This window comes from Anaerobacillus sp. 63XJN7_5_ISO-PGPR-S23-430 (genome assembly GCF_056173695.1).
The window spans coordinates 1,651,300-1,673,814 of the sequence record NZ_CM149686.1 but is presented as its reverse complement, the minus strand read 5'-3'; the positions used below and the strand labels follow the sequence as shown (position 1 = coordinate 1,673,814).

Genomic DNA, 22,515 nt, shown 5'->3' with positions numbered 1-22,515 from the left:
TTTTGTTATTCACTAATCTCGGTTCAAAATTTGGCGTTCAAGGCGATTAATGTCCTGATCTGATCCTATTACAATAAGAATGTCTCCTTTGGAGATCTTCTGATCAGCTTGAGGAGATACAATAATCTCATCACCTTTTTTAATGGCGACAATATTGGCACCATACTTCGCTCGAATATCAAGTTCAATAATCGTCTTATTATCCATTCTAGAGTTAGCAATAAGCTCAACAATGCTGTGTTCATCAGATAGCTCTAAATAGTCTAAAACGCTATTTGAGACCATACTGTGTGCAATTCGGACACCCATATCACGTTCCGGGTGGACAATCTTATCAGCACCGATCTTATTCAAAACCTTCTCGTGATAATCATTTTGTGCTTTAACCGTAATTTTGCTAACGCCAAGCTCTTTTAGAATTAAAGTTGTTAAAATACTTGATTGAATGTTATCCCCGATCGCTACGATAACGTGATCAAAGTTTCGAATACCGAGGTTCTTTAGAACACTCTCATCTGTTGAATCTGCGATCACAGCATGTGTAGCCACTGAAGAAAATTCATTCACTTTATCTTCATCCATATCAATTGCGAGGACTTCCATCCCCTGCTGACTTAGTGACTTACAAATGCTTCCTCCAAAACGGCCGAGTCCAATTACGGCAAACTGCTTTTTCAACGCACACTCCTCCTACTCATTCAGAAAGAAACGCGCGCCAGCAAATATGCTGACGCACTATCAATACTATCCTACCACTCTTATCATCAGTGTCAATATTCTCTCTAAGACTTATTATTCTTATTCCCTTTGACATACTCTGCATCAAATAAAAAGAGTCTCATCAGCAATATTAAAGAAGGAACTAGGAGAAAGAGTCCTGCAATAAAAGCGAAGACTAGGTAGATCCCCGTCGTTTCATTCGTATATCCTGAATAGATTGTAATATAGTCATACAAAATCCACGGTAGATGTGATATACCGTATCCAAAGAACGCGAAGAAAAATTGCAACATAACAAAGATAAAAGCCGTACCATATCTTTTCCGATTGAAAATGAGATATGTTGCAACAAGGAAACAAAAAAGAGATGCGATAAAGAACCAGGCATAATCAAGAATTCGCTCAAAGTGAACTGGATTATGCTGCTGAAGAGCTACGAACACAAGTATACTAGATAAAATGGTTGGAGCGCTCCAGAACAGTGCATATTTTCTTAAAAGCTCAAGCGCAGGTTGATCATTCGCTCGACTAGCATAATAAGTTAGAAAGGCGGCGCTAATAAATAGAACCGATACGATCGCTAAGAGCACGACTGACCAGGAGTAAAAGCTTGAAAATAATTCCCCTGCCAAAAACTTAACTTCACCGTTCACCTCTTCAATAAATCCACCTTCTGATAAAGTTAACGCTGTGGACAGAGAAGCTGGAATTAGTAATCCTGTCACTCCATATAAAAAAGTATAGACTCTGCTTTTCTTTGCGCCGTAATTTCCAAAGGCATAGAATGAGCCTCGAATGGCAAGTAGTATGATCGCGATACTACCTGGAACAAGCAAAGCTGTTCCATAATAATAGGCAGTATCAGGGAAAAAGCCTACTAGGCCAACAAAAAAGAAAACAAAGAACACATTCGTCACTTCCCACACCGGGGATAAATAACGACTAATAATTTTATTAATAATATGATCTTTTCCTGAGAGTTCTCCATAATAGGCAAAGAATCCTGCCCCGAAATCTATCGAGGCTGTGATCAAATACCCATATAGAAAAACCCATAGTACCGTTATTCCTACTAATTGAATGTCCATATTTTCACCCCTCTCAATCGAAGCTATTATTTCAATTTAGCGATTTCCTCAAGTTCATTCTCAGCTGGATTAGTATTGAACATTTTCTTAAGAACAGTAACAGTAAGCGTTCCAAGAACAATGTAAAGAAGAAGGAATAAGATAAACATCCATCCGACGCTATCCGCAGTTGTTGCAGCTTGTCCTGTTCTGAGAATATCCCATAAGATCCATGGCTGGCGGCCTACTTCTGAGAAAATCCATCCAAATTCAATCGCAAGGACTGAGAGTGGTCCCGCCAAAACAATTAACCGTAAAAACCATTTGTTTTCCGTGTTAAATCGTTTTAATCTTAGCGCAATCACGTAGAAAAAGGTTAAAGCAGCGAGAAACATTCCGATTCCGACCATCCCGTCAAAAAGGTAATGAATAAATAGCGGTGGCACTTCATCTTCAGGTACTTGATCAAGTCCCATTACTTCCGCATTTGGATTACCATGAGCAAGGATACTTAAAAAGTTTGGTAATACTAACCCATATTTGACTTCATCCGTTTCTTTATCGAGAAATCCGCCCACGACAAGATCTGCATTTTCAGATGTTTCAAAGTGCCATTCTGCGGCTGCAAGCTTACTTGGTTGATATTCAGCTAAAAATTTACCAGAAAAGTCACCAATCACGGCCGTCCCAATCGCAAAGATAAATCCTGCGGTCATTGTAAGCTTTAGAGCTTTCCTATAATAAGTACTACGCTTACCCTTAAGCATTTTAAATGCCGTTATGGCAGCTAGTACAATAGCAGAAGTAAGGTATGCCGACATGACCACGTGGCCTACTTTCGTTGGTGTTGCTGGGTTGAACATCGCTGCGAGTGGTTCAATATTTGTTAATACACCATCAACTATATCAAACCCCTGCGGAGAGTTCATAAAAGCATTTACAGTGGAAATAAAGAAAGCAGACAGTGTAGAGCCAATTACAACCGGAATTGATATAAACCAGTGATAGATCGGTTTTTTGAATCGATCCCACGTATAAAGATAAATTCCAAGAAAAATTGCTTCAAAGAAGAAAGCGAACGTTTCAAGGAATAACGGTAAACTAATGACCTGCCCTGCTAACTGCATGAAATTCGGCCATAAAAGTGATAGTTGGAGCCCTATTGCTGTACCAGTTACAACACCAACAGCAACGGTAACAACGAATCCTCTAGCCCAGCGGCGCGCTAGCAATGTGTAATAAGGATCGTTCCGTTTAATCCCTATCCATTCAGCAAGGCTAATTAATAATGGGACACCAACACCTAACGTAGCAAAAATAATATGAAATCCTAACGTTAGACTTGTTAATAGGCGACTTAGAGTCGCTGAATCTAGTTCCAAATTGTTCATCCCCTTTGTACCAATTTCTTATCATCTGTTACTCAACTTCCCTTATCATTCACAATAGAAACGATTGTACCTCTGAATTACACTTTTATTATGGCTCATTCATGAGATTGTGACAAGTATCACAAACTGTATAATTCCGAAACTTTTTTTCTTGTTAATATTCTGTTCACATTTAGATTAACTTCTGTATTTTTTTCGTTTTACCTCCATTGAAATGTCTGATTCATATTAATGGACAAAAAAAAGAAGCCTACTTGGCTTCTTTCTATACAGCGTCCATCATATTGAATTGTGATTTAACAAGCTCATAATACGTTCCACCTTTTCGCATAAGCTCAGTATGATTTCCTTGTTCTAATATGCGTCCGTGGTCGAGAACAATAATATTATCTGCCTCACGAATCGTTGAAAGCCTGTGAGCGATCATGATTGCCGTCCTGCCTTCCAAAACAACATTTAGTGCCTTCTGTATTTTCAGCTCTGTCTCTGTATCTATACTTGCAGTTGCCTCATCTAAAATCAATATTCGAGGGTCCGCAAGAAGTGCTCTCGCAAACGATAATAGTTGTCTTTCACCTACTGATAGGACGTTACCTCTTTCTTCTACCTCTGTTTCATAGCCATCACTCAAGCGCTGAATAAAAGGATCAGCTCCTACTGCTTTAGCTGCTTCCTTCACTTCTTCATCGCTAGCGTCCGGACGTCCAAATCGAATGTTTTCAATAATTGTACCTGAAAAAATGAACGTATCTTGCAAAACGACGCTGACTTTCTCACGTAAGCTATCGAGTTTAACGTCTTTAAGGTCCGTTCCATCAATCCGAACTGTTCCACTTGTAGGATCATAGAAACGGCTTATCAGATTAGCGATTGTTGACTTCCCTGATCCAGTATGACCCACAAGCGCAACGGTGTCACCAGCTTTCATTGTTAAGCTCATTTCATGCAGAGCTTTGCGGCTTTCATCATATGAGAATTCAACATTTTCAAATGTGATTTCGCCTTTCATTTCCTTAAGCTCTTTCGCATTTTCCTTTTCTGGTACATTCGGCTGTTCATCAAGAAATTCGAAGATTCTCTCAGACGAAGCCATCGCAACGAGAAGCTGATTATACACTTGACCAAGTCGAGAGATTGGTTCCCAGAACATCCCTAAGTAGAAAGCAAATGTAACAAATACTCCGTAGTCCATCCCATTTTGAATAAGATAAACCCCGAACCAAATTAATATTGCTGTACCAATGGCATTGGACATTTCAACAAAAGGTCTGAAAATCGCACTCTTTTGAGTCGCGTCTTTCCAACTAGCATAGTTTTCATGATTAACGCCCTGAAAAAATTCCATATTTCCTTTTTCCTGCGTATACGATTGAGTCACTCGAATTCCTTGAATACTTTCATTCAAATGGGAATTCAGCTTGGCTTGCTTAATACGAACTTGTTGCCAGGAACGACGAATACGTTTTCGCAAGCTCGTAGAAATGAGAAACATGAGCGGTAAAATAATCATAATAGCTAGTGTTAACTGAGGACTTAAGACAAACATGATGACAATGATTCCTAACAATAGAACAATATCCATGAGGAGATTAATAACCCCATTCGTAAATAACTCCTGCATGGAGTTCACATCATTAATTACCCTGACAAGAATAGAACCTGCCGATCGTTTATCAAAAAATCCATGCGACAAGCGCTGAATATGTTTAAACAACCCTTGTCTAATGTCGTAAATAATGTATTGTCCAAGCTCATTCGTCCATTTTATTCGATATGAGTTGGCAATCCAAGAAATCAAATACAATCCAGCTATGCCAATAATTAATTGAATAAGCAATGTTTGATCACGATTTTTGATCGCATGGTCAAATAGTAATACCCCAATAAAAATCGGTACGATCAATCTAACAGCCGTTGCTAATAACATTGAAATGATTGCTTTTGGCAACAAACTCTTCTTGTAAGGCTCCATGTATTCAAGCAAGCGCGACATTTGTTTCCAATTGAATTGTTTTTCAATTGCCGTATCTTGAGAGTAATGGAACCTTTCTCTACGATTTTGTTTCAATCCTTCACCCCATTTCAACCAGTTTGTCTGGCCATGATCTCTTTACGATCTTGATATTGTATATCATAAATATTTCGGTAGTAGCCGTTTTGATCAATGAGCTCTTGATGTTTTCCTCGTTCTACAACCTCACCTTCATTTAACACGATTATTTCATCTGCATGTTTCAAAGAAGAAATTCTATGTGCAATAATGAACGTTGTTCTTCCTTTCATAACCTCTTCAAATGCTTTTTGGATTTTCACTTCCGTTTGCATATCAACTGCGCTTGTAGCATCGTCAAGGATGAGAATACTAGGATCTGTTAGGATGGCACGAGCAATAGCAATACGCTGCTTTTGGCCACCAGATAGCCCCATTCCACGTTCGCCTAGTACCGTATCATATCCCTCTTTCATTTCCATGATGAAATCATGCGCCTGCGCTCTTTTTGCCGCATCCTGTATGGCTTCAAAAGAGATATCGGGATCACCATAAGCAATATTATCTCGTATTGTAGACGAGAACAAAAACGTCTCCTGAAGGACCACACCAATATTTTTCCGAAGCGATTTCACTGTATACTCTTTAATATTCCGTCCATCGATTACTACTTCGCCTTCGTTAGGTTCATAAAATCTTGCAATCAATTGGGTAATCGTTGTTTTACCTGCTCCCGTAGCCCCAAGTAAGCCAATCGTTGTGCCTTTTGGAGCATTAAACGAAATATTCTTAAGTGCTTCGTCATCATCAGAAGCATATTTGTGTGTGACATTCTCAAATGACACGTTCCCTTCAAGACGTTCAACATCCAACGCACCATCTCGATCATAAATATCTTCAGGCTCATCTAGAATCTCAAGTAAACGTTCTCCTGATGCTTTGGATTGAGAAAACGTGTTGATGACGAATCCAAGGTTCATGATTGGCCAGATAATATACCAAACAAGACTAAAGAAAGCCACTAACTCACCAGGTTTAAGCTGGTTTTGAAACACAAGATATCCCCCATATGAAAGCAAGAAAACAACGCATAAATTCCCGATAAACTCCATGAGCGGGAAAAATTTAGCCCAAATGTATGATGTTGTTAAGTAGTTATCACGATAGTCCGTATTGCTGTCAACAAACTTATTGATTTCAAAATCTTCTCTTGATAATGACTTTACCGTATTAATGCCACTAATATTCTCTTGTACTTTCGTATTCAACCGCGCCATTGATTTACGAATTCCTCTAAACGCTGGGTGAACTCTCTTATCGAATCGATAAACCACAATCGCGAGAAATGGGAGCATTCCAAGCGTAACTAACGCAAGCGGAATAGAGTATCCAAACATCACGATTAAACTAAAGCTTACGATAAGAACAAAGTTGATCACTTGTGCGAATCCAAATGATAAGAAAAACCGGAACCCTTCTACGTCAGCCGTTAAGCGTGACATTAAATCCCCTGTTTTCGCGTTATCATAATAACGAAAAGGTAAATATTGAAGTTTTTTGTAAAGCTCCTCTCGAAGTCGATACACTGCTGTTACTCCAAACAAGTCCCCTAGATATTGTTGGAAAAACGTAGCAGTCCCTTTTACGATCATGATTCCTATGAAACCAAATGCAAGATATGGTACCCATTTGTATTCTTGCTTTAGAATGACATCATCAATTGTAAATTGAAGAAGCATAGGATAAAGGACTGTGATACCTGTGACAAAAATAAGGGAAAATACGGACCATAGAAAAAGCTTTTTGTATGGCCAATAAAAATCTTTCAATCTTTTAAACGTTTCCATTCCAACACCACCTTCAGCCAGTAAATAGTCATTAAAAAAATAGTGACAATATACATAATATATCGGAATTCGAAATAAATAACCACCTATTAGGCCTAAAATTCGGAATTATTTAAATAGGGGAATGCTCCTTAGATCGAGAAGATATTTACAATTATCCAGCTGAACAGTTCTTGCAGCAATTTTTTTCAAGCAGACAACTTAAAATCGAAGGTAACATTCGAGTGATTAGCTATTATAAGTCATACAAAAACCCCAGAGAGCAATGCTCTCTGGGGTAGGTTGTTTTCTATCTTATTTAAGTGTTTCTTGACCTGGCTTCCAGTTAGCCGGGCAAAGTCCACCAGTTTGTAGTGCTTGAAGTACACGTAGTGTTTCGTCTACGTCACGGCCAATGTTGTTGTGGTTAACAACAGAGTATTGAAGTTCGCCTTCAGGATTGATGATGAATAGGCCGCGAAGTGCAACACCTTCATCTTCAATAAATACGCCGTATTCTTTAGAAACTTTATGGTTTGTATCTGCAGCAAGTGCATAGTTAAGATCACCAAGACCATTGTCGTTGCGGTCTGTGTTAATCCATGCAAGGTGTGTATGGATTGTATCAGTAGATACTCCGATTACTTCTGCATCAAGATCGTCGAATTCTTCGAAACGATCGCTTAGTGCTGTAATTTCAGTTGGGCATACGAATGTGAAGTCCATTGGATAAAAGAAAAGGACTGTCCATTTATCGTTCTTCATATTTTCTTCAAGGCTTACTTTGCCAAATTCTTTGTTTGTCATAACTGCTTCCATTTCGAAGCGAGGTGCTTGTTTTCCTACCATGCGTTCTACCATGTGTAAATCCCTCCTAGAAAATATCCTGCGGCTTTCGCCCACAAATGACATTATAGTACACGAGTTATTTTTAGTCAATGTTAAATAATAATTAATTTAATGTGGGTTAATGACCTTCCTCCACTATCGTACCCACGTTTACCCCTCACTAAACAGGGTAACTTTAGTATAGCGAAAATCATTTCATTCGTCTCGTCTTAACACTTCACTTGAATTATCATGACAATTTTCGCTATAATTTGACCGAGTGCTAATCCTACATAATGTAGTGAGAATTAAAGGAGGAAGTCTATTGAACTTTGTTGACAACATTAATTGGGAAGGTTTCTTAATGGATACTGGCTTAATTATCCTGAAGTTAATTGCTATCCTAATCATTTATGCAATTATAAAAGCGATCGGAAATCGTTTCATCGAAAGAACCTTTACTCAAGTATCAGAGAAGCAGAACATGAGTCCAGGGAGAGCAAATACTTTAAAAAATTTATCAAAAAGTATTTATACGTATATTCTACTCTTCATGGTTGTTGCGATCATCTTTGAAACCTTTGGCTTTGATATTAAAGCGCTAATCGCTGGTGCAGGTATTATTGGCCTCGCTGTCGGCTTTGGAGCCCAAGGTCTCGTAAGTGATGTGGTGACAGGCTTCTTTATCCTACTAGAGAAACAAATGGACGTTGGCGATTACGTAACTGCTGGCGGCTTTGGAGGAATCGTAGAAGAAGTCGGGCTTCGCACAACCCACATTCGGTCGTTTGATGGGACATTGAACTATGTACCAAACCGCGAAATTAGCTCATTAAGCAACCATTCACGTGGTAATATGCGCGCTCTTGTAGATATTGGTATTTCTTATGATGACAATATTGATGAAGCGATCCGTGTGATTCAGAAAGTGTGTGACAACGTTGCGGCTACAAACGAAGCTGTCGTAGAAGGACCAGATGTTCTAGGTGTTCAAGGTCTTGGTTCTTCAGATGTTGTTCTTCGCGTTCTATGCCGCACTCAGAACATGGAACAATGGGGTGTTGAGCGTCAGCTACGGAAAGAAATTAAAGAAGCTCTTGATGCAAATGGCATTGAAATCCCATTCCCTCATCAAGTATTCATTGAAAAGAAAGAACAATAAGCGTTTGCCCCTTCCTTTCATTGGGTAAAGATATCACAGATCTTTCAAAGGAGTGTGATCATATTGCCTTACAATTCTAAAAGCGAGTTGCCAGATCAAGTGAAAGACAACTTGCCTTCGCACGCACAGGATATCTTTAAAGAAGCGTTCAACTCCGCATCTGATCAATATGATTCTGAGAAAACAGCTTTTAAAGTAGCATGGAGTGCTGTGGAGGAAAAATACGAAAAGAATGATAATGGAAATTGGGTCAAAAAGAATAACAATAGCTAAAGAAAATGAACCTCTACCTAGGTAGAGGTTCATTTTCTCATTGATAACGACTGTCCACCTGCTGACATACTTGATCAGCTGTCATGCCATCTGCGTTAATAACTGCCCCGTTCGTGCTTGCATTTTGCATGCCCATCACATTTTGATCTTGACCAGACACAACACAACAGTCACAACCATTTGCATCACTTTCTTGTTTAAAGGATACAACCTCATACCCTTTCGCTTGCAAAGCTTGAGCTACATCAGATAGCGTATCTTCTACAGCAATTCGTTTCATTTCCCTCGCTCCTTATGAATATGTAATTTCTAACTCTATTATTTTGACCAACGTTTTATGAATTATACCTATAGCATTCATCAGAGAAAAACTCAGTTATTATGTCAATCTAAAAAACAATAACCCCCAGGCATTAGCCTGGGGGTTATCAGTTTCTTAGTTTGCAACCTTATTTAAATAAGAAGTTAACGCAAGATACGCCGTTTCAATCGCAGACTCATCAGGTTTGAGTGTAGATGTATGCAGACCGGCTGGAGAATTCACTCCTAGCCAGAACATAAATCCAGGAATCTCCTTTAGAAAATACCCAAAATCCTCACCAGTCATCGCTTCTCGACATTCCACTACGTTGACATCTTGAAGCTTTCTCGTTTCTTCCATAAAAGATTGTACCAGCTCGGCATTGTTCGTCACCTGGTAATAATTAGAGCCATAATCAATAGAAGCAACACATTCAAATGATGCCTCGATGCCTTTTACGATAGCTTCAATACGGTGCTTGACTTGGGACATAGAATCAGCAGATAGAGTACGGATTGTACCTTCTAACCTTGCCTTTTCTGCAATGATGTTTTGCTTCGTGCCTCCGTCAATTTTCCCTACTGTTACCACAGCTGAGTCAAGAGGATCTACATTTCTCGCTACAATAGATTGGAACTGAGTAACGAGATGGCTAGCGGCAACAACCATATCACGTGTATGGTGTGGATACGCTGCATGACCCCCCTTTCCTTCTAAATCAATGAATAACTCAGAAGTATTGGCAAAGAGCAATCCTGGGCGTGTGGCAATCGTGCCTACAGGGTACTCAGGTGCAATATGCAACGCAATCATTTGATCCGGCTTCCATGCTTTAAACTCATCACTTTCAAGCATTGGCAAAGCTCCGCCAGGACCTTCTTCTGCAGGTTGGAAGACAAACAGCAAATTGTCTTTTACGGAATGAGTTGAATAGTACTCAAGAACGGAAAGAGCAATCGTCATATGAAGATCATGTCCACAAGCATGCATGAACCCTTCATGCTCAGACTGAAAATCATACCCGGTCTCTTCTTTGATTGGTAACCCATCGATATCTGTCCGATATCCGATCGTTTTTGAAGGACTTTCTCCATTTACAAATACAAGGATACCCGTTCTCCAGGTTTTCACCTGGAGACGGTCCTGTGGGAGTTTTTCTATAAACTGAAGAAGATAACGATGCGTTTTCACTTCCTGAAAGCCAATTTCAGGAATGCGATGCAGGTCTCTTCGTACGGTTTTGATGTCCATTAAAATTAATCGTTTTGAAGCTGACGAAGCTCTTTTTTGATTTCTGTTTTCGAGCGAGTTTGGTCATCAATTTTCTTAAGAGCGCGTGCCGGAGTTCCTGCAACTAGTGTGTACTCAGGAACATCTTCAGTCACAATAGCACCAGCGGCTACAACAGATCCTTTTCCTACTTTAACGCCTTCTAGAACGACTGCGTTCGCACCAATCACAACGTCGTCTTCGATGACAACCGGGCTAGCAGAAGGTGGCTCAATAACGCCTGCAAGAACAGAACCTGCCCCAATATGACAGTTCTTACCGACAGTTGCACGTCCACCAAGAACTACGTTCATGTCGATCATAGTTCCTTCACCTACAACAGATCCGATATTGATCATCGCACCCATCATAATAACAGCATTATTGCCAATTTCAACTTGATCACGAATAACAGCACCTGGCTCGATTCGCGCTTGAATTCCTTTAAGATCAAGCATTGGAATAGCTGAATTACGACGATCATTTTCTACTACATAATCTTCAATATTGGAAGCTTCAGACTCAAGTGCTTTCTTAATGTCTTTCCACTCACCAAAAAGAACACCAGTGTTCCCTGTAATGAATGACTTCGTGTTGCTACCAAAGTCGATTCCCTCAAGGTTCCCCTTAATATGTACTTTCACAGGAGTAGATTTCTCACTGTTTTGAATAAAGCTAATAATTTCGTTTGCATCCATCATTTTCATGGTGTATTTCCTCCTTTGTTCATCATGCTTATACAAGCACAGCATGTTACTCATTTTATCGTACATGATCGATCACGTGAAGTCTAATCTTACAGGCTATTCACTTAATAATTCTACAAACTTCTGAACCTGCTTCAATTGCATCGCGGTATCATTTGTTAATAACCAGGTATCACGCTTTAATGGCAACCCTTCACCATCTTTAAGTGGAATCCGAAAATATTCTTTATCATTCTCTGTAATGCTGATTGAAGGTAAGATAGCGTAGCCAATCCCATTTAACGCCATTTGTTTACACGTTTCGATTTGATCAACGACTATTGTTTTCTTTGGAGGCGCAAATGATTGGGTTTGCCACCACTCCTGTATTTCTTGAAAATAAGTAGAGTCACTTTTAAATTGAATAAATGGTTTTTCTGTTTCTCGCAATTCTTCCATTGATTTAATGGACGTATCGACCAAATAGAGCTCATCTGAAATCAAATACTGACTTCTCCCTCTCCAATCGGGCTTTCCTCGAATAATTCCAATATGAATATCATCTTCGTACAAGTACCGTAATATGTCACTACTCCATCCTGTAACTAGCGATATTTTGACACTGGGATAGTGCTCAACAAATTTCTTTAGCACCGCTGGAAGCCAGTACTGTCCGATGATAGATGCTACCGCTAGTTTCAGCGTTCCATGCACTTCCGAGCTTAGCGCTGTCAATGCTTCAAATACTTTTTCTTCTCTCCGAATCGTATCATTAGCAAAAGCGATAATCCGTTCACCCGCGGGCGTAATCGTTAATCCTTTTTGCGAACGAAGAAAAATCGGTATCCCCCATGCCTTTTCAATCGATTGAAGGCGTTGACTTAACGCCGGCTGAGATACGTAAAGTCGCTCAGCCGCTCTTCGCATATTCGCTTCCTCCGCTAAGATCGAAAGAACCTGATATTCTGAGCTCATTAAAAGGCCCCCTTTCTTATAAATCTCCATTTACTCATAAGTAAATCTTATTGTAATTCATCATTATAATCTAATTTCATTATGGATTAAAGAAGACTATACTATGACATGAGATATTTTCGATGGAGATGATCATATGGAATGGCTTTTCTTATTTGGCATTGGTCTTATTGCCACGTTTGTTGGAACCTTGTCTGGCAGCGGAGGACTTATTAACTTTCCCTCGATGATGTTACTCGGTCTTCCCATTCATTCAATTATTTCAGCAAATAAGTTTTCAAATATGCTTAGTTCATTTTCTAGCTTTTTCGTTTTATTAAAGAGGAAGAACTCTCTATGAAAGAAGCACTGAAAACAGGACCTATCGCTTTAACTGGTGGGGTCCTCGGTGGATTGTTTGCCTCGTCACTATCCCAACAGGCGCTGCAACTATTCGCTGGAGGAATGCTTCTTGTTGCCTTAACTTTATCATTTATGAAAAAGAAGGAATCAATTCATTTATCACATAACGTTCCTACCAAAGCACTCCCGTTCGTTGGTCTAATAGGATGGTATGATGGTACGTTCGGCCCTGGACAGGCGACTCTTCAAATGCACTTATTTCGTCACAGCGGCATCTCCTACCTTGCTTCAATAGGTCTAACACGATTTAATACCTTCTTAAGTTGTACAGGGGCTGTCATGGTCTATTCACTTAGTGGTCACCTTAACATGGCGATCGCGGTCCCACTTGCGGCTGGCTCTATCACTGGAGCACAAATTTCTGTTCGAATGGCCAATAAACTTTCTCTTGTGCAAATAAACTGGTTGCTTCGCTCCATGACCATTTTGTTGATTCTACAAGTATGCTACAGCTTATTTAAAACACAATTTTAGGAGTGATTAACATGGTTATGGATTATATTCGTCTCCACCACCTTCAAATTTGTATACCAAACGACGAGGAGGAACTTGCGAGGAATTTCTATATAGGGGTACTTGGCTTTGAAGAAATCGAAAAAACCAGCTGTTTTAAGAAAAAACGGAGGCTTCTGGTTAAGAGCAGCAAACATTGAATTACATGTTGGGACCGAAAGTACTATTGTGCCAGGGAAAAGACATCCTGCCTTTGAAATTCATAATCTGCTAGAAGCAAAGGCACATTTAGAAAAACACCACATCCCAATACAAAAAGAAAAACCAATCGAAGGATATCAGCGTTTTAGCTTTTATGATCCCTTTCAAAACCGAATTGAATTCATTTCACGTATAGGAAAACCCGGCTTATGAGCGAGCCGGGTTTTGTTTCTTATCAGGCTTTGGAATAAAGAGTACTAGCAGAAAGCTTAAGAGTGCCATGACTGCAACTCCTCCATACACCCATTTTAAAGAGGTTGTGAGTCCGTTCTGCAACAAATCAAGCACAGCTGGATCAAGGCTGTTACGCTTAGTTTCATCAAGTAATTGATTGGCTGTATTAAGGTTCACATCTCCTCCCGAAGAGCGGTTCGTTAAATATTGTTGAAGGCGGCTGTTTAAAATACCGCCAAGTAACGCAGCACCGACTGCACTTCCAAGCGTTCGCATGAACATATTTGAAGCTGTCGCAATTCCTCGCTGTTTCCAAGAAACTGAGCTTTGGATGGCTACAATAAATGTTGTAGACGTTAACCCCATGCCAACACCGATAAGAAATGAACCAAAACCTGCAAAGATTGGTCCTAATGCTGGCGTCATCAACATATAGATCACCGAACCGCTAATAAGTGAAATTCCTCCAACGACTGATGTGATCCTAAATCCGATTTTTATAACGAGTTTCCCTGCTATAGTAGACGCAATTGGCCATCCTATCGACATCGTTGTAAGCGTAAATCCTGCTACAATAGGAGATTTCTCCATTACTCCCTGAACAAATGTCGGAAGAAAGCTAGAAACACCAATCAAGATCATGCCCGTCGTAAACGTTACTGAATTCGATATGGCGATAACCGGATCTCGCCATATACCAAGAGGCATTAGCGGCTCTTTCGCTTTAAGTTCGACTCTAAAAAAGATCGCCATAGCTACGAATGATGTACTTAGAAGGGTGAGGATAGGTAAGGAAGTCCACTTCCAGTGAACGCCTCCTTCAATCAAGACGACCATCAATGCACTGATCGATACAAGCAAAAGGATGGCACCAGAGTAATCAATCGATTTCCGTTCTTTATTAATCGATTCATGAAGCAAGAGAACAACGCCAACTAACGATAGAACTCCGAGAGGAATGTTCATCCAGAAAACCCATGACCAATCAATGTACTGAACAAAAATACCGCCTAGAGCCGGGCCTGCGATAGCCGATATTCCCCACACGCTAGCAAGATACCCTTGAATCTTTGCCCGCTCCTCCATCGAATACATATCACCCACAATTGTAAGTGCTATTGGTTGTACGGCCCCTGCTCCAATTCCTTGAATAAGCCTGAAAAGGATAAGCGCTTCCATCGACTCCGCAAATCCACATAATAAAGATCCTATTAAAAAAATGACAATACCGATCGAATAGATCGGTTTCCTACCAAAGAGATCTGAAAGTTTACCAAAGATAAGGACCGTAATTGCAGACATTAATAAATAGGCTGAGAAAACCCAGCTAAACGTCGAGAATCCACCAAGATCGCTCACAATGCCAGGCATCGCTGTTGAAACGATTGTTCCTTCGATCGCTGCCATGAACATTCCAATAATAATGGCTCCAAGTACGAATGGTCGATTGGTTTCCTTGTTTTGGATACTTGATGTGATTTGATTTGTTAGCGATTTCATTTTATTCATCCCCATATGTAAAAATCCCGGTAATAGTACCGGGATAAATGCTTAAGACTGTCTAACTGATGACTCATGCAAATAACGATTAACAAACTTAAGTAGCGCTCTTCTTGTTAGAATGCCTTTAAAGATATTCTCATCATCGACTACACAAAGGAAAGGATGATCAATTGCTAGCTTTAACCCTTTGAAAAAACCGTCCTTTTCATTAATACAAGGTATTTCTGTATTCATAACTTCTTCAACAACTAATTCACTTAATTTCTCAAATTCAATTCGTTCGATGCCTAGAATTGAATCAAGGATGAGCGGCTGACTAATTAATCCCTTTAGACGGTATTCAGTATCTAATACCGGGATAGACGAATAGCCTGATTTAATCAAAATAAGCATCGCGTGCTCCAAAGGATTCGTCAGCTGAACATGTGCTACTTTTTCTGCTGAAATCACAAGATCTTGAATTCCTGTTTCATACAAATTAGGTAATTCCATATGTTTTGCCATTTAAAACGTCCCCTCAAGCATGATTCGCCCTGTAATTTTTCTCTAATGAAGGTCTGTTATTATAGTAACATGAATGGGGATTGTCCGTTAACTATTGATTAATGTTCATAAATCATTTTACGAGTCATACCTCCATCAACGACTAAATTCTCACCTGTGACAAAATCATTTTCTTCATTCGTTAGGAAGAGACAGGCACGTCCAATATCTGATGGCTTTCCAACTCTTTTGGATAGATGCTGCTCATGATCCACGTCACGTAAGGCATCATAGTCTTCTACTTCAATCCAACCCGGGCTAATTGAATTGACAGTAATATGATCATCTGCAAGGGACACTGCTAGCGCATGAGAAAGCGCTACGATTCCTCCCTTAGTAGCAGCATATGCTTCACTGTTCGGTTCTGACATCGTCGCTCTCGTTGATGCAATGTTAACGATTGAGCCACCGTTATTTCTTCTCATAAGATGAGCAGCGGCACGAGACCCAAGGAATACGCTTCGTAAATTGGTGTTGATGACGTTATCCCACTCTTCTACACCTAGTTCATCCATATGTTTAAATGCTGTTAGGCCAGCATTATTGATTAAGATATCTAGTTGCCCATACTTCACTTCAACTTTATGAAAAAGCTGTTTAATGGATTCTGGTTTACTTACATCTGTTAAGATAATGTCACCATAACCTCCATGCATTAATTCTGCTGTTTCTTTGCAACCTTCTTCATTCACATCGGCAAGAACAACGCGATAGCCTTTATCGGCATAAGCAATCGCAACTCCCCTACCGATTCCATGTCCAGCACCTGTTACTACAACGACTTTTTGCATCAAATAACCTCCTAAAACCAGTTTTTACGTTTGAAATAAACGAGCATTAAACCAGTTATGATAATCATGACAATCCATACGGCTGGATAACTCCATTCCCAGCTTAGCTCCGGCATGTTTTTGAAATTCATGCCATAAATTCCTGCTATGAATGTTAACGGAATAAAGATTGTTGAAACAATCGTTAGTACTTTCATAATCTCGTTCATTTTCATACTTAAGCTGGAATAGTACACATCCAGTAAACCGTAAAGTTGGCCTCGAGAAGTCTCCACCATATCATTTGCTTGGACAATATGATCGTGAATATCCTGCAAATAAAAGGAAATGTCCTCTTTTATATAAGGGACTTTCCGATTAATTAATTTGTTCACGACTTCTCTAACTGGCCAAACCGTTTTCTTAAGCTGCAGAATTGTATTCTTATATTGATTAATATCTTGTAATGAATGATTATCAGGATCTTCCATAATCATTCCTTCTAACTCAGCTATACGATCATCCATTTCATCCATAATGATCAAGTATTGATCAAAGATTACATCAAGTAGGGAATAGTAAAGAAAATCCGCCCCACTCTTTCGAATTCTCCCTTTGCTTTCCTGAAGTTGTAAACGAACTGGATCAAATAAGTCACCGCGCTTTTCCTGAAAAGTGACGACTGTGTTCTCCATTAATATAAAACTCACCTGTTCGATGTCAAGATCAGTACTTTCAGGTGATAAATCAAGCATCTTTACAATCGAAAGTAAGTGATCTTCAAAAAAGTCTATTTTCGGTCGATGATCCGTATTTAAAATATCCTCTGTCGTTAAAGGATGAAGTCCTAATTTTTTACTAATCTGATCTACCAACTGAACATTATGTACTCCATTTACATTAATCCAAGCTACTTGATCAGAGTCAATCAATGTCTTTATTTTATCTATTGAAACATCTTCAAACTCTTCCATTCCATGAGAGTCAAATGCGATAGCTGAAACAGTGACTTCCTCCGTTTGCTCATCTCCTATATAAACAAGCGAGCCTGGGGGCATTCCTTTTTTTTGAGTTCGATTTCTTCTAAGTTTTGTACGAATCCCCATTTGATTCCACCTCAATTCTCTTCTAAAATACCCTAAATTAATGTATTGAAAACACGAAATCTTTTCAATTCTCCTGTTTAGACGCATGTCCAACAATAATTCAGCATAAAAAAAAGCCCTTTAAAAAGGGCTAAAGCACATCTTCTTTACGAATGATCTCTTCATACTTTTTCCAGAACATTTCAAGATCAGACTTAGAAGAATCTGTTTTAATAGCATTCCACACAACTATCATAAATAAAGCAAGTCCAAGAAATAAAGCGGCTAATGATAATAGTACAGCTACCATCAAATCCCCCCTAAACGGTTCTTTCCATTTTATGATGGTAAATGCACTAAAATGTTAGAATAAACAGATAATACTTGATTCTTTTTTCTAACTAGGTTATGTTACGAAAAACATCTTTTTCATCAAACAAGCACTTATTATCAAAAAGCAGAGTATAAGGAGGAGCATTATCATGGATCACTCTCGAAAAGATATTAAACAAATTGAAGAAAAGGCTAAAGAAGATCAGCGCCGTGCCGAGAAAGCCAAAAAAGTTGTGAAAGAAGCACAAAAAAGCGCCAATCCACAAAGAGAACACAACGAATTCTCATCGAAACAATAACAAAAGGACGCCTTCTAATTGGAAGGCGTCCTTTTGTTATTGTTCTGTATTCAATTCAATCAGATTGCCATCAGGATCAGAAACAAAAATTTGGGCAAAACCACTTTTACTCGTTGGATTCTCATAAACCTCTATCTTTTTTTCACGCAGCCATTTCAACGTATTATCATAACTAGTAACACGAAAAGCGAAATGCCCTTCCCTGGATGATAATGAGGTTGAACCGCGAAGCGTATTAGCATCAGGATACACAATTAAATGAAGCTGTTGTTGACCGATTTGAAACCAGGCGCCTGGAAAATCAAAATTGGGGCGCTTCATTTCTTTCAAGCATAATATATCTTTATAAAACTTTTTTGCCCGTTCAAGGTCTGTTACCGCCAAACTAACATGATGAATTTGCTGCACTTCAATCAATTTTGTCCCTCCCGCTCTTTACTTCTTGATTCTCTTGATTACTACCTAACTTTTGACTTGAAGGTAAACTAATTCGAAAAACAGTTCCTTTGCCCTCTTGGCTAGTAACATCAATGCAACCACCGTGTTCCTTAATCACTTTATAGCTTACCATTAATCCTAGACCAGTTCCTTTTTCAGAAGTTTGGTAGTAAGGTTCACCCAGTCGATTAATCAGATGCTTGGGTATTCCCTCGCCTTGATCTTCTACTTCCACAATCACTTCTTTTTCTCTATTTTCCAAAAGACTGATTCTAAGTTGACCGCCATGCGGCATGGCTTCAATACCATTATTCATAATGTTCATAATGACCTGCTTAATGTGTGAACTGATACAAACGCACTGAATATCCGTATGACTATAAACTTCAATTATATCAATACTACACTCAGCAGCCTTTTTCGATAGGCGCTCAATTAAATCTCTCATTAGATGATTCATGTGAACCGTTTCGTACGAGACAAACTCTCTTTTTGATAGAAGAAGAAATTCATTTATCGTCTCCTCTAGCTGTTCCATTTCACCCCCAACTACTTTAAGAAGTTCTTGATTAACCGCTTCATTTCCATCCAGCATTTGAAGAAAACCTTTCACTGTTGATAACGGGTTTCTAATTTCATGGGCTACCCCTGCCGCAAGATCACCAAGAACGTGGCTTGTTTCCGTCTTACGTAGATGTTCTTCCGCATTCTTAATCTGTGTCACATCTCGAATAATGACAAGATGATGCTCAGGATAGATGTGGTAGCTTAGTGTAAAACTAAATGTTTGAACGACACCTGTTTGATCGTTCATTCTTTTTCCTTCGCCGCTTCTCCCTAATTCAGCAGGATGGTCCCAAGTAATATCACATTCTTTTTCTAATGAAGAATAATGCTTATCAACGACCTCGTTCTCTTGTAATTGAAATAGTTCACAAAATGCCCCATTAACTTTTACAATGATTCCTTTTTCATTTAGGATAGCCATACCATCTAGAGCTCTTTCGAACAATTGACGAAACCGCTCTTCACTTCGCTTTAGTTCTGAGAACATTTGTTTTCTCTCTGTAATATCACGGTATATGGTTAAGTACAAATCTCCATATCCACTTTTCTTCGTTGTAAACTCAAGCTGTTTCTTTTCTCCACCGAGCATTGTGAATTGAAGATCGCCTCGAATTTCACCTTGTTCTTCTAACATTATTTGAAACGATTTTCCCGCCTTAATATCAACGCCTTCAAGAAAATCAAACAAATTATACGTTTTCAAATCATTTAAGCTTACCTTAAAGATCTGACAAGCAGCAGGATTCGCGTCTACAATCATCCGATCTTTGTCCCAAATTAAAATACCATCTAGCGCATTTTCAAAGATGTTCGTGAATTTATCTTTGCTTTCCATCAACTGGTCAAACAATACCTGTTCTTCGGTAACATCGCGAATTATTGATAAATTATAATCTCGATAGGCTTTATACGTTATCGATAATTCAACGGATTTCCGTTTGCCATTCTCAAGGAGAACAGGAAGCTTCTCCACTACATATCCCTTGTCAATCAAATTCTTTCTCATTTTTTCCAATGTTTCAAGCCCCTGAGGTGCAACATGATGTCCAAGCTTCATAGATTGAATCGATTCCATATCAATTTCAAAAATATCACAGCATGCCTGGTTGATTTCAATCAAGTTTCCCTCTTGATCTGAAAGCGTCATGCCATCTCTAGAATGATTAAAAATATGATCAAGCTTTCGACTTTTTTCAATCAATTCGAGCTGAAGATCATTTTTTTCCAGTTCAGAGCCGTCTTCAAGCATGGAAAATGTTTGCTGATTTGGTTTTTTATATTCCATACGCGGTCTCCCTTTATGTGTAATAGTCTCATTATACCATCTCGGGGCGTTGAACATAGTATTTAACTCCTAGAGTCATCATTTTACTGTATGATTTAATATCCTTTTCCTTTATCGAATACAACTGAGCCATTTACATATCTTCAGATGAATAAACATGAATGACTACTGACCCTTCGATCGCTTTTGCTCTTATTAGAATCGGCTGATTAAAATCATTTCGAAAGGAAAAATCTGGTCCGTACCAGCTAACCGTAGCATCTCTACCAGGCTTCACATATGGAACACTTCTACTATGGGAATAGCGTTCTAAAATATGGACACCAGCCTGATCTACTGCATTAAAAAGAGTAGATGAGACTTGACAAATCCCACCACCAATTCCTTCAGATAACTCTCCTCTTACAATGACTGGAGCTGGTAAATAGCCTTTCTCTTTTGTTCTTTTCCCAACTGTTCGATTGAAAGAAAACGTTTCTCCTGGGAATATTACAGTATTGTTAATCGCCTCAGCCGCTAACATAATATTCTTCGTTCGCTCCAGATTCCCTTTCCTAAAATAAGTAACAAACCCTCCCACTTGTTTTTTTCTAATGGATGATAAAAGCTCTGCGTTTACTTTTGGGTAAAGAATGGTGAGATCTGGTTGAATCCAAGTTGAACTATTGCGGTATAGACTATGAAGCAAATTCTCTCGAAAAGCGCCTCGATGTAACTTGTATCCATTGACTCCATCGACAATAGCTCCTTGATTATCAATGTAGGCATTTACTGGAGACTTTGAGATAGCTACATCTACCTCATCCATTAATTCCTCCACCCGATCTGCTTCATAAAAGGGATAACCAAGGTCTTTTGAAAACAACTCTTCTCTCTTAATCTGATAAGTTTGTGCTCCTTTGTGGTGAATCGTTATGTGATGGTTTGAAAGCGCTGAAAACGCTATGGCCAAAGATAGAAATAAGTGCACCTTTACCATTCCCCCTTCTGAACTCGATCGTAGTATGCTTCATTTTAGGGATTAATAAAATAGCATACATCAGAATCGCTTGAGCAAAATAACTATGATGACTATACACAAGGGGGGAGCTAATGAAGCGTTTATTTACTTGTTTCATTTTATTATGTACGCTAGTCATTCCTACACGCGCTATAGCTGCCGAACCTTTTGATCACCTTCTCCCTATCGATAGTGAAATCAAACTTCTGCCATGGGAAAAAGCAAATGAGCTCCTCCCTCGGAAATCGATTTTTACAATGATTGATATTGAAAGCGGGAATTCATTTCAAGTTCAACGGAGAGCTGGTAGTAAGCACGCAGATATACAACCGTTAACGAGTAAGGACACAAAGGTTTTAAAAGCGATTTATCAAGAATGGAGTTGGAAACGAAGGGCTGTCATTGTGCTATACGAAGGGAAAATGATTGCTGCTTCCATGAATGGAATGCCTCATGGAGCTGGCGCATTAGATAATGGATTTAACGGACACTTTTGCCTTCACTTCTTAAATAGCACGACTCATCGCACCCCTACACCAGATCCCGCGCATCACTTAATGATTCTAAAAGCAGGAGGACAGTTAGATCGCTATTTAATGAAGCGGACCCCTGAACAGCTCGTTGATGTTCTCATGCTGGCGATCAATAACACAGATGCTTCTTTATTAAGAAGAATTGTTTCTACACCTTTATCTGAGAACGAATTAATCGACCTCTCTCGCTTGTCGTTTACAAAATGGAAAGTGATCAAAACAGATCAAGCTGAACAACAAGTCAAAACCAGAGTCGAAATTTATATAAAAGATGCTGGTGTTATTACAACAACGATTGATTTCGCTGCACGACAAGATCCGATCACAAACAAATGGCAACTCGAAATACCAAAATTACTCGAAATTTCAAAAGACTAACAA

Annotated in this window: 23 protein-coding genes and 1 pseudogene; 6 read left to right on the top strand and 18 right to left on the bottom strand. The window is 39.1% G+C overall.

The genetic code is table 11. From position 1 onward, the window contains the following. Positions 1 to 12 precede the first annotated feature (12 nt). The 6 genes from AC0VYJ_RS09080 to AC0VYJ_RS09055 form a co-directional block, all read right to left on the bottom strand. Positions 13 to 678 (bottom strand): potassium channel family protein, encoded by a 666-nt coding sequence (locus AC0VYJ_RS09080; RefSeq protein WP_194221263.1) that lies wholly within the window; start codon positions 676 to 678, stop codon positions 13 to 15. 104 nt (positions 679 to 782) lie between these two features. Beyond that, positions 783 to 1,808 carry a cytochrome d ubiquinol oxidase subunit II gene (locus tag AC0VYJ_RS09075; protein ID WP_194221262.1) on the bottom strand — a complete coding sequence of 342 codons (1,026 nt, stop codon included), beginning with the start codon at positions 1,806 to 1,808 and terminating at the stop codon, positions 783 to 785. 26 nt (positions 1,809 to 1,834) lie between these two features. Beyond that, the gene (locus AC0VYJ_RS09070) at positions 1,835 to 3,169 is read right to left on the bottom strand and encodes a cytochrome ubiquinol oxidase subunit I (RefSeq protein ID WP_194221261.1); all 1,335 of its coding nucleotides are present in this window, start codon (positions 3,167 to 3,169) and stop codon (positions 1,835 to 1,837) included. A gap of 274 nt (positions 3,170 to 3,443) precedes the next feature. Further along, positions 3,444 to 5,246 carry an ABC transporter ATP-binding protein gene (locus tag AC0VYJ_RS09065; protein ID WP_430241959.1) on the bottom strand — a complete coding sequence of 601 codons (1,803 nt, stop codon included), beginning with the start codon at positions 5,244 to 5,246 and terminating at the stop codon, positions 3,444 to 3,446. Positions 5,247 to 5,260: 14 nt separating this feature from the next. Then, positions 5,261 to 7,015 carry an ABC transporter ATP-binding protein gene (locus AC0VYJ_RS09060; RefSeq protein ID WP_430241961.1) on the bottom strand — a complete coding sequence of 585 codons (1,755 nt, stop codon included), beginning with the start codon at positions 7,013 to 7,015 and terminating at the stop codon, positions 5,261 to 5,263. A gap of 294 nt (positions 7,016 to 7,309) precedes the next feature. Continuing rightward, entirely contained in the window at positions 7,310 to 7,855 is a 546-nt protein-coding gene (locus AC0VYJ_RS09055; RefSeq protein ID WP_098443217.1) for a peroxiredoxin, read from the bottom strand. 331 nt (positions 7,856 to 8,186) lie between these two features. On the opposite strand from AC0VYJ_RS09055, the gene AC0VYJ_RS09050 reads away from it, so the two are divergent. Together AC0VYJ_RS09050 and AC0VYJ_RS09045 are read left to right on the top strand one after the other, a co-directional pair. Beyond that, the gene (locus AC0VYJ_RS09050) at positions 8,187 to 8,984 is read left to right on the top strand and encodes a mechanosensitive ion channel family protein (protein WP_475367478.1); all 798 of its coding nucleotides are present in this window, start codon (positions 8,187 to 8,189) and stop codon (positions 8,982 to 8,984) included. Positions 8,985 to 9,047: 63 nt separating this feature from the next. After that, the gene (locus AC0VYJ_RS09045) at positions 9,048 to 9,257 is read left to right on the top strand and encodes a ChaB family protein (protein ID WP_194221258.1); all 210 of its coding nucleotides are present in this window, start codon (positions 9,048 to 9,050) and stop codon (positions 9,255 to 9,257) included. Between the two features lie 37 nt (positions 9,258 to 9,294). On the opposite strand, the gene AC0VYJ_RS09040 is transcribed toward AC0VYJ_RS09045, so the two are convergent. The 4 genes from AC0VYJ_RS09040 to AC0VYJ_RS09025 all read right to left on the bottom strand — a co-directional run bounded on the left by AC0VYJ_RS09040 (position 9,295) and on the right by AC0VYJ_RS09025 (position 12,488). After that, positions 9,295 to 9,537 (bottom strand): YkuS family protein, encoded by a 243-nt coding sequence (locus AC0VYJ_RS09040; RefSeq protein ID WP_430241964.1) that lies wholly within the window; start codon positions 9,535 to 9,537, stop codon positions 9,295 to 9,297. A 156-nt stretch (positions 9,538 to 9,693) separates the two neighbouring features. Next, positions 9,694 to 10,809, bottom strand: coding sequence for an N-acetyldiaminopimelate deacetylase (locus AC0VYJ_RS09035; protein WP_430241966.1), 1,116 nt, complete (start codon positions 10,807 to 10,809; stop codon positions 9,694 to 9,696). A gap of 5 nt (positions 10,810 to 10,814) precedes the next feature. Next, positions 10,815 to 11,534: a 2,3,4,5-tetrahydropyridine-2,6-dicarboxylate N-acetyltransferase gene (gene dapD, locus AC0VYJ_RS09030; RefSeq protein ID WP_475367210.1), complete on the bottom strand. Its 720-nt coding sequence runs from the start codon at positions 11,532 to 11,534 to the stop codon at positions 10,815 to 10,817. A 96-nt stretch (positions 11,535 to 11,630) separates the two neighbouring features. After that, a complete protein-coding gene (locus tag AC0VYJ_RS09025; RefSeq protein WP_430241969.1) occupies positions 11,631 to 12,488 on the bottom strand; it encodes a LysR family transcriptional regulator in 858 nt (285 codons plus the stop codon). 136 nt (positions 12,489 to 12,624) lie between these two features. On the opposite strand from AC0VYJ_RS09025, the pseudogene AC0VYJ_RS09020 reads away from it, so the two are divergent. Continuing rightward, positions 12,625 to 13,364, top strand: a pseudogene (locus AC0VYJ_RS09020) (sulfite exporter TauE/SafE family protein). A gap of 108 nt (positions 13,365 to 13,472) precedes the next feature. After that, entirely contained in the window at positions 13,473 to 13,757 is a 285-nt protein-coding gene (locus AC0VYJ_RS09015; protein WP_475367209.1) for a VOC family protein, read from the top strand. Here the strand turns inward: AC0VYJ_RS09015 and AC0VYJ_RS09010 are convergent. The 5 genes from AC0VYJ_RS09010 to AC0VYJ_RS08990 form a co-directional block, all read right to left on the bottom strand. Then, entirely contained in the window at positions 13,752 to 15,278 is a 1,527-nt protein-coding gene (locus AC0VYJ_RS09010) for an MDR family MFS transporter (RefSeq protein ID WP_475367208.1), read from the bottom strand. The two genes, AC0VYJ_RS09015 and AC0VYJ_RS09010, sit on opposite strands and share 6 nt — an antisense overlap. Before the next feature lie 51 nt (positions 15,279 to 15,329). After that, the gene (gene cbpB, locus AC0VYJ_RS09005; protein WP_430241979.1) at positions 15,330 to 15,785 is read right to left on the bottom strand and encodes a cyclic-di-AMP-binding protein CbpB; all 456 of its coding nucleotides are present in this window, start codon (positions 15,783 to 15,785) and stop codon (positions 15,330 to 15,332) included. 98 nt (positions 15,786 to 15,883) lie between these two features. Then, on the bottom strand, positions 15,884 to 16,615 hold the full coding sequence (locus AC0VYJ_RS09000) for an SDR family oxidoreductase (RefSeq protein ID WP_475367207.1): 732 nt from the start codon (positions 16,613 to 16,615) through the stop codon (positions 15,884 to 15,886). A gap of 11 nt (positions 16,616 to 16,626) precedes the next feature. Then, a complete protein-coding gene (gene corA / locus AC0VYJ_RS08995) occupies positions 16,627 to 17,700 on the bottom strand; it encodes a magnesium/cobalt transporter CorA (RefSeq protein ID WP_226612668.1) in 1,074 nt (357 codons plus the stop codon). A gap of 130 nt (positions 17,701 to 17,830) precedes the next feature. Beyond that, the gene (locus AC0VYJ_RS08990) at positions 17,831 to 17,989 is read right to left on the bottom strand and encodes a hypothetical protein (RefSeq protein ID WP_430241985.1); all 159 of its coding nucleotides are present in this window, start codon (positions 17,987 to 17,989) and stop codon (positions 17,831 to 17,833) included. Positions 17,990 to 18,161: 172 nt separating this feature from the next. Here AC0VYJ_RS08990 and AC0VYJ_RS08985 point away from each other — a divergent pair, with 172 nt between their 5' ends. After that, positions 18,162 to 18,311, top strand: coding sequence for a hypothetical protein (locus tag AC0VYJ_RS08985; protein ID WP_226612666.1), 150 nt, complete (start codon positions 18,162 to 18,164; stop codon positions 18,309 to 18,311). Between the two features lie 36 nt (positions 18,312 to 18,347). Here the strand turns inward: AC0VYJ_RS08985 and AC0VYJ_RS08980 are convergent, their stop codons facing one another. From AC0VYJ_RS08980 to AC0VYJ_RS08970, 3 genes are all read right to left on the bottom strand, one after another. After that, positions 18,348 to 18,719 carry a VOC family protein gene (locus AC0VYJ_RS08980; protein ID WP_430242411.1) on the bottom strand — a complete coding sequence of 124 codons (372 nt, stop codon included), beginning with the start codon at positions 18,717 to 18,719 and terminating at the stop codon, positions 18,348 to 18,350. A 1-nt stretch (position 18,720) separates the two neighbouring features. Continuing rightward, entirely contained in the window at positions 18,721 to 20,601 is a 1,881-nt protein-coding gene (locus tag AC0VYJ_RS08975) for a PAS domain S-box protein (protein ID WP_430241987.1), read from the bottom strand. 133 nt (positions 20,602 to 20,734) lie between these two features. After that, positions 20,735 to 21,571, bottom strand: a complete 837-nt coding sequence (locus AC0VYJ_RS08970; RefSeq protein WP_475367206.1) for a VanW family protein — start codon at positions 21,569 to 21,571, stop codon at positions 20,735 to 20,737. 122 nt (positions 21,572 to 21,693) lie between these two features. Between AC0VYJ_RS08970 and AC0VYJ_RS08965 the strand changes: the two genes are divergently transcribed. Next, the gene (locus AC0VYJ_RS08965) at positions 21,694 to 22,512 is read left to right on the top strand and encodes a hypothetical protein (RefSeq protein ID WP_475367205.1); all 819 of its coding nucleotides are present in this window, start codon (positions 21,694 to 21,696) and stop codon (positions 22,510 to 22,512) included. The last annotated feature ends 3 nt before the right edge of the window (positions 22,513 to 22,515 follow it).